This is a genomic window from Vibrio neptunius (genome assembly GCF_000967495.1).
GTDB classification, from domain to species: Bacteria; Pseudomonadota; Gammaproteobacteria; order Enterobacterales; family Vibrionaceae; genus Vibrio; species Vibrio neptunius.
On sequence record NZ_JXXU01000040.1, the window covers coordinates 26,714 to 40,037 of the forward strand.

At 44.4% G+C, this 13,324-nt stretch carries 14 protein-coding genes; 5 read left to right on the forward strand and 9 right to left on the reverse strand.

Annotated features, from left to right (window positions below; genetic code table 11):
• Positions 1-136 precede the first annotated feature (136 nt).
• Complete coding sequence (locus tag TW84_RS13235) at positions 137-1,354, forward strand: GGDEF domain-containing response regulator (RefSeq protein WP_045976113.1); 1,218 nt, start codon at positions 137-139, stop codon at positions 1,352-1,354.
• A 36-nt stretch (positions 1,355-1,390) separates the two neighbouring features.
• Here the strand turns inward: TW84_RS13235 and nqrM are convergent, their stop codons facing one another.
• From nqrM to bolA, 9 genes are all read right to left on the reverse strand, one after another.
• Complete coding sequence (gene nqrM, locus TW84_RS13240) at positions 1,391-1,645, reverse strand: (Na+)-NQR maturation NqrM (RefSeq protein ID WP_006957941.1); 255 nt, start codon at positions 1,643-1,645, stop codon at positions 1,391-1,393.
• Between the two features lie 20 nt (positions 1,646-1,665).
• Positions 1,666-2,670 (reverse strand): FAD:protein FMN transferase, encoded by a 1,005-nt coding sequence (locus TW84_RS13245; protein ID WP_045976114.1) that lies wholly within the window; start codon positions 2,668-2,670, stop codon positions 1,666-1,668.
• A 142-nt stretch (positions 2,671-2,812) separates the two neighbouring features.
• On the reverse strand, positions 2,813-4,036 hold the full coding sequence (gene nqrF, locus TW84_RS13250) for an NADH:ubiquinone reductase (Na(+)-transporting) subunit F (RefSeq protein ID WP_045976115.1): 1,224 nt from the start codon (positions 4,034-4,036) through the stop codon (positions 2,813-2,815).
• 33 nt (positions 4,037-4,069) lie between these two features.
• Complete coding sequence (gene nqrE, locus TW84_RS13255; RefSeq protein WP_006957944.1) at positions 4,070-4,666, reverse strand: NADH:ubiquinone reductase (Na(+)-transporting) subunit E; 597 nt, start codon at positions 4,664-4,666, stop codon at positions 4,070-4,072.
• 7 nt (positions 4,667-4,673) lie between these two features.
• Complete coding sequence (gene nqrD / locus TW84_RS13260; protein WP_045976116.1) at positions 4,674-5,306, reverse strand: NADH:ubiquinone reductase (Na(+)-transporting) subunit D; 633 nt, start codon at positions 5,304-5,306, stop codon at positions 4,674-4,676.
• The gene (locus TW84_RS13265; protein WP_045976117.1) at positions 5,306-6,091 is read right to left on the reverse strand and encodes a Na(+)-translocating NADH-quinone reductase subunit C; all 786 of its coding nucleotides are present in this window, start codon (positions 6,089-6,091) and stop codon (positions 5,306-5,308) included. Before TW84_RS13265 ends, nqrD begins: the two co-directional genes overlap by 1 nt.
• Positions 6,081-7,325 (reverse strand): NADH:ubiquinone reductase (Na(+)-transporting) subunit B, encoded by a 1,245-nt coding sequence (locus TW84_RS13270; protein ID WP_045976118.1) that lies wholly within the window; start codon positions 7,323-7,325, stop codon positions 6,081-6,083. Before TW84_RS13270 ends, TW84_RS13265 begins: the two co-directional genes overlap by 11 nt.
• Positions 7,326-7,330: 5 nt before the next feature.
• Complete coding sequence (locus TW84_RS13275) at positions 7,331-8,671, reverse strand: Na(+)-translocating NADH-quinone reductase subunit A (RefSeq protein WP_045976119.1); 1,341 nt, start codon at positions 8,669-8,671, stop codon at positions 7,331-7,333.
• 434 nt (positions 8,672-9,105) lie between these two features.
• Complete coding sequence (gene bolA / locus TW84_RS13280) at positions 9,106-9,414, reverse strand: transcriptional regulator BolA (RefSeq protein WP_045976120.1); 309 nt, start codon at positions 9,412-9,414, stop codon at positions 9,106-9,108.
• A gap of 138 nt (positions 9,415-9,552) precedes the next feature.
• Between bolA and TW84_RS13285 the strand changes: the two genes are divergently transcribed.
• The 4 genes from TW84_RS13285 to TW84_RS13300 all read left to right on the forward strand — a co-directional run bounded on the left by TW84_RS13285 (position 9,553) and on the right by TW84_RS13300 (position 13,297).
• Positions 9,553-10,680 (forward strand): methyltransferase, encoded by a 1,128-nt coding sequence (locus TW84_RS13285; RefSeq protein ID WP_045976121.1) that lies wholly within the window; start codon positions 9,553-9,555, stop codon positions 10,678-10,680.
• Between the two features lie 51 nt (positions 10,681-10,731).
• The gene (locus TW84_RS13290; protein ID WP_045976122.1) at positions 10,732-11,301 is read left to right on the forward strand and encodes a YajG family lipoprotein; all 570 of its coding nucleotides are present in this window, start codon (positions 10,732-10,734) and stop codon (positions 11,299-11,301) included.
• Positions 11,301-11,846 (forward strand): peptidylprolyl isomerase, encoded by a 546-nt coding sequence (locus TW84_RS13295; RefSeq protein ID WP_045976123.1) that lies wholly within the window; start codon positions 11,301-11,303, stop codon positions 11,844-11,846. Before TW84_RS13290 ends, TW84_RS13295 begins: the two co-directional genes overlap by 1 nt.
• Before the next feature lie 95 nt (positions 11,847-11,941).
• Positions 11,942-13,297, forward strand: coding sequence for an AmpG family muropeptide MFS transporter (locus TW84_RS13300; RefSeq protein WP_045976124.1), 1,356 nt, complete (start codon positions 11,942-11,944; stop codon positions 13,295-13,297).
• Positions 13,298-13,324 lie beyond the last annotated feature (27 nt).

Sequence of the window (13,324 nt, forward strand, 5' to 3'; positions counted from 1 at the left end):
CATAAAAACAGTATAACTTTTCTCTCCCTACTCGCCAACTGTGGCAAGAAGAGCAACACTTTTTTCCGACTTTCTAATAGAAGTATCAAAATATGCAGTTATTATTAATTTATAGGATGCGATAAGGAGGACTCAGGTGAACCATAAAGTGTTGGTGGTCGAAGACAGCCGTGCTTATCGCAGATATTTGACACAACAATTGAGCTCTATTGGCTGTGATGTCATAGGTTGTGAATCGTACGCAGAAACTCAGAAAGCACTCTCTGAGCATCGTGACTTCCATTTTGCCGTGCTGGATTACTGCTTGCCTGATGCTCAAGACGGTGAAGTCATTGATCTTGTTTTGGATAATAAACAAAAGGTTATCGTACTCACCGCCACTTTTAGCGATAAGATTCGTGAGCGCTTTATCGCCAAGGGTGTTATGGATTACCTTCTCAAAGACAGCATGGCATCAGTTTCCTATCTTCTGCCACTAGCCAATCGTCTAATGAACAATGTCAGGCATCACGCACTCGTAGTGGACGACTCCCCAACAGTGCGTAAACACGTTGCTCAACTACTCGAACATCAATATATTCGTACAACGCAAGCGCAAAACGGTTCTGAAGCACTGCACAAACTCGCAGACACCCCAGATATTACATTTGTCATTACTGATCATGACATGCCGAGCAAAGACGGAATTGTTATGACACGGGAGATAAGGCAAATGTACGACAAAAACAGCATTGCGATTCTTGGTTTGTCAGGCAGTGGGGATCGAACTTTGACAGCAAGGTTCCTGAAAGCTGGAGCCAATGATTTCCTACATAAACCTTTTAACCAGGAAGAATTTTTTTGCCGAGTCAATCAGTTACTCGACATGAAAGAAGCGACTGATGAGCTTTATAAACTCGCTAACCAAGACACTTTAACTGGACTGTGGAATCGACGCTTTTTGTTCAATCAATCCTGTACTGAAGGCAGTGCTCGGTACATCGCGATGCTTGATATCGACCATTTTAAGTCTGTGAATGATACCTTTGGTCATGACGGTGGGGATACTGCACTAAAGACCATTGCCAACATCCTCAATATTTATTTTCCAGAAGATGTAGTCGTGCGCTTCGGAGGAGAGGAGTTTTGCGTGCAGTCTTACTCAACACTGGATGAATTTATCACTCGCCTAGAGAAAATGCGCCAGAGAATAGAGAATTCGATAATCAAACATAACGGACAAGAGATAACATTGACGATCAGTATTGGTGTATGTAGCGTCGAAGGGAGTTTGGAGCAGCAGATTAAATTAGCTGACGATTGTCTCTATGTCGCCAAAGAACACGGCCGCAATCAAATTATCGCGACAGAATAAACAAAGCCCGGATTGAACTCCGGGCTTTGTGTTCGATTAAGCAATACGGTCTTTTTCCCACGCTGCCAGTTTTTCTTCACGAGCAGCAAGCTTTTCTGCTCTTAAAGCTTCGCGAGCTTCTCGCTTTTTACGAGCATCACACGGTTCAGGGCAATTACACACCTTGTCAACGCCCACAGCACCAAGACCACCACAACTGCCTTTTACCACTTTCTTTTGGAAAATGTAGCCGACAGACATGGCTGCGATAACGGCAATAAAAATGCCGAAAGTAATCAGAAATGTACTCATAATGACATGCTCACTCGGTATTATTTATTCATAAATGGCTTATACGCTTCCGATGCCATTTCTTTAAATCCATCTTTGGTTTTAACGATCATAAACACAGGGATATTATTCTCATTGGCTATCTTCATTCCCTGCTTTTCGCCAAGCACCATCAATCCAGTAGCCAGACCATCAGCAGTCATCGACGATTTATCCAGCACAGTCACTGACACCACTTTATGACGGATTGGTTTTCCGGTCTGAGGATTGATGATGTGCGAGTAACGTACACCATCACGCTCAAAATAGATACGATAATCACCCGAAGTGGCAACTGCCATATCACCCGGCTCGATAATCTCCTGCACAGCACGTTCATCAGCAGATGGTTTTTCAATTGCGATACGCCATTTAACGCCCTCACGATTGATGCCTTTGAGGCGCATCTCACCACCGACTTCTACCATGTAATTTTGGATGCCTTGTGATTGAATATAGTCTGCAACCACGTCTACCCCCCAACCTTTGGCAATGGTTGAAAGATCAACATACAAGTTTGGGATATCCTTAGTCAGCAGATTACCTTCCACAGTCAAATGTTGAATACCAGTGTGGTTTTTACGTGCTGCCAGCTCTTCGTCCGTAGGCACAACTTCAGGACGCGCTTCAGGCCCAAAGCCCCATAAGTTGACCAATGGGCCAACAGTCACATCAAGTGCTCCCAGAGTAAGACCGTTTAAACGAATCGCTTCTTTCACAACAGTGGCAGTCTGCGGTGACACTTCGAATGGCGTTGATGTCTGGCTTTGGTTGAAGCGGCTCAATTCGGAATCTTTGCGGTAAGTCGACATCTGGTCATTCACTTCTTCCAGCAAGCGGTCAACTTCTTTTTGTAGGACTTCAGGTGATGGGATACCCTCAGACTCTATGTACTTTATATTGTAAGTAGTGCCCATTGTCGGACCACTTAAATGAATCTGTTCTACGGGCTTTTCACAGCCAGCAAGAACCAATAGAGAAGCAAATGCAACAAGCCACTTTTTCACTTGTTAGACTCCTTATAAGAGAAACAGAAATAGCACATGACTCTGTTTCAGAGCACATCGACTATGGCCATTTAAAAATTAGTAGCAGGAAAAACAAAGGCTGACCCTTACGAGTCAGCCATATATTTCAATTACTTAGTGGTTAGCCACCAAAGTCATCGAGTAGGATGTTTTCATCCTCAACACCAAGATCTTTTAGCATGCCGATAACAGCTGCGTTCATCATTGGTGGACCACACATGTAGTACTCACAATCTTCAGGCGCTTCGTGGTCCTTCAGGTAGTTTTCGTACAGTACGTTGTGGATGAAGCCAGTGTAGCCATCCCAGTTATCTTCAGGCATTGGATCAGATAGAGCACAGTGCCATACGAAGTTGTCGTTTTCTGCTTGTAGGCCGTCGAAATCTTCTACGTAGAACATTTCGCGCTTAGAACGAGCACCGTACCAGAATGACATCTTACGTGAAGAATTCAGACGTTTAAGCTGGTCAAAGATATGTGAACGCATCGGCGCCATACCTGCACCACCACCAACGAATACCATTTCGTTGTCAGTGTCTTTCGCGAAGAATTCACCAAATGGACCAGAAATCGTACACTTATCGCCTTCTTTCAGAGACCAGATGTACGAAGACATGATGCCTGGTGGTACGTCTGGGTTGTTTGGCGGCGGTGTAGCGATACGGACGTTCAGCATAATGATACCTTCTTCTTCCGGATAGTTCGCCATTGAGTAAGCACGGATAGTCTCTTCGTTTACCTTAGACTCGTAACGGAACAGGTTGAACTTGTCCCAGTCTTCACGGTATTCCTCAGGGATATCGTAATCAGCATATTTCACGTGGTGAACTGGTGCTTCAATCTGGATGTAACCACCAGCACGGAAAGGTACTGATTCGCCATCAGGGATTTGTAGCTTAAGTTCTTTGATGAATGTTGCTTTGTTATCGTTAGAAATAACGGAACATTCCCACTTCTTAACACCGAAGATTTCTTCAGGGAGTTCGATATCCATGTCAGTTTTCATTGCAACCTGACACGCTAAACGCTCACCTTCACGCGCTTCACCTTTAGTAATATGGTCAAGCTCGGTAGGTAGGATATCGCCACCACCTGATTTAACTTTTACGCGACACTGACCACATGAGCCACCGCCACCACAAGCAGAAGATACGAATACACCAGCACCAGCTAGAGCACCCAGAAGCTTACTGCCTGGCTGTGTAACGATCGCCAATGAAGGGTCATCGTTTACAGAAATTGTAATGTCACCTGTTGGTACAAGCTTAGACTTAGCGAAAAGAATCACTAGTACTAAAGCAAGTACGATCAGAGTAAACATCACTACACCAAGAATAATGTCCATTGACTATTCCTTAATTGTTGCGGTTTACCCGACTTACAGTTGAACACCAGAGAAAGACATAAAGCCTAACGCCATAAGACCTACACTGATAAAAGTGATACCAAGACCACGAAGACCAGGGGGCACGTCAGAGTACTTCATCTTCTCACGGATACCTGCAAGAGCAACGATAGCTAGCATCCAACCCACACCTGAACCGAAGCCATAAACAACTGATTCAGCAAAGTTGTAGTCACGTTGTACCATGAAAGATACACCACCGAAGATCGCACAGTTTACTGTGATCAGCGGTAGGAAGATGCCTAGCGCGTTGTACAAAGGTGGGAAGAAACGGTCAAGAACCATCTCTAGAATCTGTACAAGTGCTGCAATTACACCGATAAAGGTGATGAAGTTTAGGAAGCTAAGATCCACACCTTCCACTAAAGCGTTTTCTTTCAGTACAAGGTTGTAAACTAGGTTGTTAACAGGAACTGCGATAGTCAGTACCACAACAACAGCCACACCAAGGCCAAAAGAAGTCTTAACTTTCTTAGATACTGCAAGGAATGTACACATACCTAAGAAGAAAGACAGAGCCATGTTTTCGATGAAAATCGATTTAACTAATAGACTAATGTAATGTTCCATGACGCCCTTACTCCTTCGCTTCTACTTGTTCTGGTTTCAGAATACGGATCACCCAGATCATGAAGCCGATGAGGAAGAATGCTGATGGGGCTAGAAGCATCAGACCGTTTGGCTGATACCAACCACCATTGCTCACTAGAGGTAGCACTTCCATGCCAAATAGTTTGCCTGAGCCAAATAGCTCGCGGAAGAAACCAACAGTGATAAGAACGAAACCGTAGCCAAGACCGTTACCAATACCATCGATGAGAGATGGCACAGGTGCAGACTTCATAGCGAATGCTTCAGCACGACCCATAACGATACAGTTCGTGATGATCAGACCTACGAATACCGATAGCTGTTTAGAGATATCGTATAGGTATGCTTTCAGCACTTGGTCTACCACGATAACAAGTGACGCGATGATCGCCATTTGAACGATAATACGCACACTGTTAGGAATGTGGTTACGGATTAGAGATACAGAGAAGTTTGACAACGCAGTTACAAACGTAACCGCTAGTGTCATTACAAACGCCGTCTCTAGTTTAGTTGTTACTGCAAGAGCAGAACATACACCAAGAACCTGTAGCGCGATTGGGTTGTTATCCAACACCGGCGCCATAATGCTCTTTTTAATGTTTTGTGCGCTAGACATTAGTTCAGACCTCCGTCACGAACTTTTGCTAGGAACGGACCAAAGCCCATATCGCCTAACCAGAAGTCGAATGTACCTTGAACACCGTTACCAGTTAGTGTTGCACCTGAAAGGCCGTCGATACCATGCTCTGAACCTTCTGGAGCGCCACCTTTAACAATCTTGATTGCTGGCTTGTGGTTGTCGTCAAAAAGTTTCTTACCGACCCACTGAGCACGCCATGATGGGTTTTCAACTTCACCACCGAGTCCAGGGGTTTCACCCTGTTCGTAGTAAGTGATACCAGACACCGTATTACCGTCAGTTTCAACAGCAACAAATGCGTACATCATAGACCATAGACCAGTACCATGAACTGGCAGAATAACTTTAGACACGTCATTGCCGTCTTTCACTAGGTATACAACACCCGTGTTAGCACGGCGGATGATTTTCGCCTTGTCTTCTCCACCAGTAAGTTTAACTGACTCTGAAGGATCTTTTGCAGCTTTACGCTGATCATAATTCTCAGCGGTAGAACCATCGGCTGCTTCTGCAACAAAGTTTCCAGTGTTGAAGTCAACCAAACGAGGTTCGATGTACTCAGCGAATAGCTCAGGTACTTTTTTACCCGCTGTATCAATACCAGCAACTTCGATAATCTTAGTTTGCTTATCTAGTACAGCGTTAGATTTTTGCTGATCGCGCAGACCAACAGCGGCTGTTGATACGATGATTGAACAAACAAGGCTCAACCCGATAACAACACCCAGCGTCTTTTTAATGCTGTCGTTATTACTTGCCATAGCGTGCTTGTCTCCGCTTGATGTTCTTCTCGATAACTACATGGTCGAACAGAGGTGCAAACAGGTTCGCGAATAGAATCGCCAGCATCATACCCTCTGGGTAAGCTGGGTTAACAACACGAATGAGAATACACATCACGCCGATTAGGGCGCCATACCACCATTTACCACCATTGGTAAATGAAGCGGATACAGGGTCAGTCGCCATAAAGAACATACCGAATGCAAAACCACCTAGAACTAGGTGCCAATGCCATGGCATGTTGAACATAGGGTTGGTATCAGAACCGATAACATTGAACAGCGTTGCAGTTGCAATCATACCGATCATTACGCCCGCGATGATTCTCCACGAAGCGATTCGCATGTAAACGATCATTGCTGCACCGATCATTAGCGCCAGCGTTGATACTTCACCAATTGAACCTGGGATGTTACCGATAAACGCGTCCATCCAAGAGATAGGAGCACCGGTTACTGTGTTTACAAGAGCACCGTTCCCACCTTGAGCCCATTGACTAAGCGCAGTGGCGCCCGAGAAACCGTCAGCAGCAGTCCAGACTACGTCACCCGAGATTTGCGCTGGGTAAGCGAAGAATAGGAAAGCACGGCCAGCCAGTGCAGGGTTTAGGAAGTTACGACCTGTACCACCAAAGATCTCTTTTGCTACCACAACACCGAATGTGATACCCAGAGCCGCTTGCCATAGAGGCAAAGTTGGCGGAACAATTAGCGCAAACAAGATGGAAGTAACAAAGAAGCCTTCATTAACTTCGTGCTTACGCACCATACAGAACAACACTTCCCAGAAACCACCAACAATAAACACTGTGGCGTAAATCGGTAGGAAGTAAGTCGCACCCAGTAGCATCTTAGACCCAACCCCTGCATCAGCAGCAATAGTGCCGCCAAGCATTTCGGTTAGCCAGTAATGCCAGTTACCTGCGATAACGGCTGCTAGCTGCTCGCCAGCGTACATATGGTTAAGTGCTGCAATTGCTTGGCCACCTGCGTTGTACATACCCCAGAACATTGCTGGGAATACCGCAAACCAAACCATGATCATGATACGTTTTAAGTCAACGCTATCACGAACGTGCGAGCTTTTCTTTGTGATAAGACCTGGCGTGTAGAAAACTGTTGCTACAGCTTCGTACAGGGCAAACCATTTTTCATGTTTACCGCCAGGCTCAAAATGATGCTCGATGTCTTCAAGAAACTTTTTAAGAGCCATGAAAATTACCCTTCCTTCTCGATCTTATCTAGGCATTCACGAAGTAACGCACCGTACTCGTATTTGCCAGGACATACAAAGGTACACAATGCTAGGTCTTCTTCATCCAATTCTAGCGCACCAAGTGCCTGAGCACTGTCAACGTCGCCTGCACATAGATCACGAAGTAGCAAAGTTGGTTCCATATCCAATGGCAATACACGTTCATAGTTACCAATTGGCACCATTGAACGATCACTACCATTCGTGGTTGTTGTCATATTGAACAACTGACCTTTGAAGATATGACCAAGGAAAGCACGGGTTACTGAGAACTTATTCTTACCAGGCATAGCCCAGCCAAACAGTTCTTTGTCACGACCTTCGCGTAATACAGAAACCTGTACATGGTAACGACCTAAGTAAGCGTGAGCACCAGTTGCATGAGTACCTGTCAGTACTGAACCAGAAATCACACGAACTTCACCAGGCATTAACTCGCTATCAGTCAAATCCTCTAGGTTTGCACCTTGAGTTGTACGAACTAAGCGAGGGTTGTTTACTACTGGACCAGCCAGAGATACAACACGATCCGTGTAAAGTTCACCAGTTAGGAACAACTTACCGAACGCAATAACGTCTTGGTAATTGATGCTCCAAGCCACGCTTTCTGCATTTACTGGGTATAGGAAATGCATGTGGGTGCCAGCTAGACCAGCTGGGTGAGGGCCATCAAAAACATGCTCTTCAACATTTGACTGAGAAGAACGAGGTAGACTGGTGCCAGATTTACAAACGTAAACCTTACCGTCTGTCAGAGTTGAAAGCACATCCAAACCAGCAACAAACGCATCTTGCTGTTCATTGATAACCAACTCAGGCTGAGCTGCTAACGGATTAGTATCCATAGCAGTTACAAAAATAGCCTGTGTAGAAGATTCGATTGCTGGAACCTTGCTAAACGGACGAGTACGTAAAGCCGTCCAAAGACCTGAATCAACAAGCTGAGTTTTAACCGCGATGCGGTCAAGACTTGCTAGTTGGCTGGCTTCAAACTTATCGAACGTTACCTGCTCCTCACCTGCCACTTCAATCACTACAGATTGAAGGACACGTTTGGCGCCACGGTTAATCTCGATCACTTTACCGCTTGCTGGTGAAGTAAATTTCACACCAGAGTTCTTTTTGTCTTCAAAAAGAACTTGGGCTTTTTTCACTTCATCGCCTACGCGAACATGCATAGTAGGACGCATGCCAACGTACTCTTCGCCAAGCAAGGCGACTTTCTTGATGGTTTTACCATCATTAATCACCTGGGTAGGAGTTCCTGCGATAGGAAGGTCCAAACCCTTCTTTATTGTAATCATACGCACTTGCACTACTTTTATCGGGAAAAAGATTCTTTGATTGCGTAACTTTTAGACACGACACTAGTGTCCGGTTTTGGCGCAATTTAAAACACCAAAATCGCAACATCCTATTAAAAACCTCGCTACAAATTTAGTCGAGATTTATCAGGTGCGATAGTCTATCATCTTTTTAGAAGTCTATGCCATGACCAATAAGGGTAATCAGATAGATATTTCAAAGGAATTGAGTTTAAAAGGTTAAGTATTGGTCATAAGTTTGAACCATCGCACAAACACCAATAACCACATTATCAACAATGCCTTTAACCATTCACATTGTGAAACATTTCTGATTAAAACTAATTCAGCTGTTTATTTGTTTCTACATTGTTAACGTAGACTGACATAGCAGAAAACAAAAGAGGCAGCATAAGCTACCTCTTCAGATTCTATTATTTGGACCCACCCATACACATTGGACTATCTGGAGCCAGTTGGTTTTGCTCTTTCCACTCCATAGGCGTGTACGTGTGCATCGACAAGGCATGAATATGATTAGCGAGTTCATCGGCTAGCACCTGATTCACTTGGCGATGGCGCCCAATCAGACGTTGACCTTCAAATTTCTCACTGACCACTACCACTTTAAAATGACTTTCCGAACCCGCCGGAACATTGTGCATATAACTTTCGTTGAGCACGTGAAGAAACTCAGGCTCGAAATGCTCTTGCAGTTTAGTTTCAATCACTTCTTGTAGCATTGTGTGTCACCATCTAAATATGAACAGTATCAAAGAGCAAATAATAGTCTTCTTATACGCAAAGCAAAAGGTTTTAGTTTCCACACGCACGACCTTCTGCGACAATTTACGCAATCAATTTGCCTAAGCGTTCCAAATATGAAAACTGAACTTGTGCTCCATGAGCGCACCTTAACTTTGCATCGATTCCCTCAACGCAATAATGAAACTCTTCAGGCTTGGGATGCCGGCGATGAATACCTGATTAATCATGTAGAAGAACTTGGTCTCGCTGGCAAACACATTCTGATTCTAAACGACAATTTTGGTGCGCTGAGCTGCTGGTTGTCGGAGAAAAATCAAGTCACTATGATGAGCGATTCCTTCATCGCTCATCAAGGAACCCGATCCAACCTTAAACGAAATCACTGCCGTGATGTCACCTTGCTTCATACCATGGATGATATTCCGCAAGGCGTGGAATACGTTTTGATGCAAATCCCGCGAAACAACCGCCATTTGGTATGGCAACTTAGCCAGCTTAGACAAAAGTTTGATGCTCCAGTACCTGTGATTGCAGTGAACAAAGCAAAAGAAATTCATACTTCTACATTAAATCTATTTGAAAAGTATCTGGGGACAACAACCACCTCTCTAGCATGGAAAAAGCATCGTCTGGTTTTCTCACAAGCAGATACCACGACGAAGATTTCAGTAGAGCCTACCACCCGCTGGAGTATCGATGAGCACGACTTTGCGCTCGACAACCTACCTAATGTCTATTCAGGTGAAAAGCTGGATCAAGGAGCACGATTTATGCTTGATCACCTCCCTAAACATCTCGCCGACAGAAAAGTGCTCGATCTCGGCTGCGGCAATGGTGTTTTATCCGTAAAACTTGGACTATTGAACACAGACATACAACTCACTTGTGTCGATGAAAGTTTTATGGCGACAGAGTCAGCCAGAAGGAACCTAATTAATAGACTTGGGAAAGAGCGTAAAATAGACTGTGTGACCAACAACTGTCTAGACGGATTCGCAGCGGAAAGTGCAGATTTTGTCGTTTGCAATCCTCCTTTTCATCAGCAACAAGCGATTACCGATCATATCGCATGGCAGATGTTCTGTGATGCAAAGCATGTTCTCAGCAAAGGTGGGCAATTATTAGTTATCGGTAACCGCCACCTCGGCTACGATGTGAAGTTATCTAAGCTATTTGGAAAAACGAACGTAAAACTTGTCGCTTCAAATAAGAAATTTGTTATTTTACAAGCAACTAAATAGTTCACTATCATGTCTCTAATACGTTTAGAGTGACGATCAAAGGAAATTACAATGAGAAAACTGGTTCTAGCCGCGTCAATGGCCCTACTTACTGCTTGTTCTGCACCGCAACACGAACAGCTAAACTTTATGCCTCAGCCAGTTCTGAGCAACAATGACATCGTACAAAACGCAAGTTTCACTCTGACAAGTAAAGACGTTCGTTCAGCGCAGTATGTTGCTCTGATTGATAGTGGCCGTTCAAACATTGAGCCCATTCATTCTAAGCAGAATGTACGTATCGCCATTGAGAATGCCTTGTTGGAGCAATTCAAGTCTCAAGGATTCCGCAGCACGGTTAACAGTGAAAACTCAGTCAAAGTGGAAGTACAAGAGGCGCTAGTATCTGTCAAGCACTCCATAATGGAAAATGAAATGGATGGCAAGGTAGTCGTCGAAGTGACGGCTGAAACGCCTCAAGGCAAACTAGTCAAAACATACTCAGGCACAGCAAAACGCACAGGTGCTCTGAGTGCTTCAAATGAAGAGATCGAAATTGTACTCAATGATGTCACTAATCTAGTACTGAAAGAAATTTCAAGCGATCGTGAATTGAAAAACTATATGCAGGAGCGCTTCTAATGTGGAAAGTTGCTATTGCCTCTTTGGCTCTAGTCAGCAACCTTGTTTTTGCTGGTCCGAAAGTTGAGTTCGAAACTACACTAGGTGCTTTTACGATTGAGTTAAATCAGGAAAAAGCTCCGCTAACGGTAGAGAATTTCCTCAAATATGTAAAAGATGGCAGCTATGTAGGCACTCAGTTCCATCGCGTGATTCCGGGCTTTATGGCTCAGGGAGGTGGTTTTGATCAAGACATGAAACAAAAGCCAACTTACGCACCGATAGAAAATGAAGCCTCAAATGGATTAAAGAACGAAACAGCAACCGTTGCCATGGCAAGGACTAACAACCCTAATTCGGCAACGCGTCAGTTCTTTATCAACTATGTCGATAACAGCTTTCTCGACTACGACCAACGTCCACCTGGTTATGCTGTATTTGGTAAAGTGACTCAGGGGTTCGACGTAGTACAGCAGATGTCTAAAAAACGCACCAAGACGGTCGGCAGATACCGCGACGTACCTGCCACTCCTATTGTGGTGACAAAAGTGACTTTGCTTCCATAATCTAATAAGGCTCCAGCTTACTAAGTTGGAGCCTTTTCAAATCCACCTTCTTTCCATAAATTGGCAAGCACTATTCAATTAACAAGGAAGACGTCATGTCTACCAAACCCTCTCCAATGTCTTGGTTGGAAACCATTTATAGTTATTATGATAAGCGCCTATTGTGGGTGTTTATGTTAGGCTGTTCAAGCGGCTTCCCATGGGTGTTGATTGGCTCAAACATGTCGGGTTGGTTAAAAGATGCTGGCTTGACACGCACAGCGATAGGCTACTTTGGCAGCGTTTTTGCTGTTTACGCGATTAACTTTTTGTGGGCTCCACTCGTCGACCGGGTCAAGCTACCCGTTTTGCATGCTGTGCTTGGCCAACGCCGAAGCTGGATTTTCTTCTGTCAGTCACTAGTCCTTGTCGGTACTTTATTTATTGCTGGCGTGGACCCATCGCAAAACTTAGCCTTAACCTCAATGCTTGCCTTAGGCATCGCGATAGCATCGGCAACTCAGGATATTGCCATCGATGCTTTCCGCATCGATACTTTCCCTAAATCAGATTCATCCAAGCTACCACAAGCCTCAGCGATGGCAGTGATTGGTTGGTGGACTGGCTATTCACTGCCGGGTTACGTTGCTTTCATCAATGCAGATTCAATCGGCTGGAACGGTGTCTACTATGGTATGGCAGGTATTGTCGGTATTTTGATGTTGTTTACTCTGCTAGTCGGCGAACCAAAGACCAATCGTGAAGCACTCCAAAAACAAGCCGAAGCGCGTCATAACCAAATTGTAGGTTCTCAAACGCTCTCTTGGTTAAGCGTTACCGTAGTTGAGCCTTTCCTAGATTTCTTTAAACGTAATGGCGTCAAAGTAGCAATAACTCTACTTCTATTCGTCTTCCTGTTTAAAATTGGTGAAGCTTTCTTAGGCAGGATGTCCATCGCTTTCTATAAAGACGTCGGCTTTAGTAATGAACAAATCGGCCATTACTCTAAGTTGATTGGCTGGGGAGCCACCATAGTCTTCACTTTGGTTGGCAGCATGTTTAACGTTCGTTTTGGCATCGTAAGAGGTTTAATGATCGGCGGCATCGCTATGGCTGGTAGTAACTTAATGTTTTCTTGGATTGCCTCTGTGGGACCGGATGAAGATTTATTCTTAGCGACCATTATTGTTGATAACTTTACAACAGCATTTTCCACCGTCGCCTTCGTGTCTTTCTTAACCGTTCTCACAGGCCAAGCTTTCTCTGCAACGCAATATGCATTACTGGCATCGTTGGGTAACTTTGGACGGACCACATTAGCGTCATTCAGCGGTGAGTTGGTTGACTTTCTTGATGATTGGTCAATGTTTTTTGTCATTACATCGGTGATGGTCATCCCGAGCTTACTTATGCTCTATTCACTTCGTCACTACTTCGCTGACCTATTGAACAAAGCCAAAGAGCGAGATTGACCACAACTTAAAAAGTAGCCCTTCAAA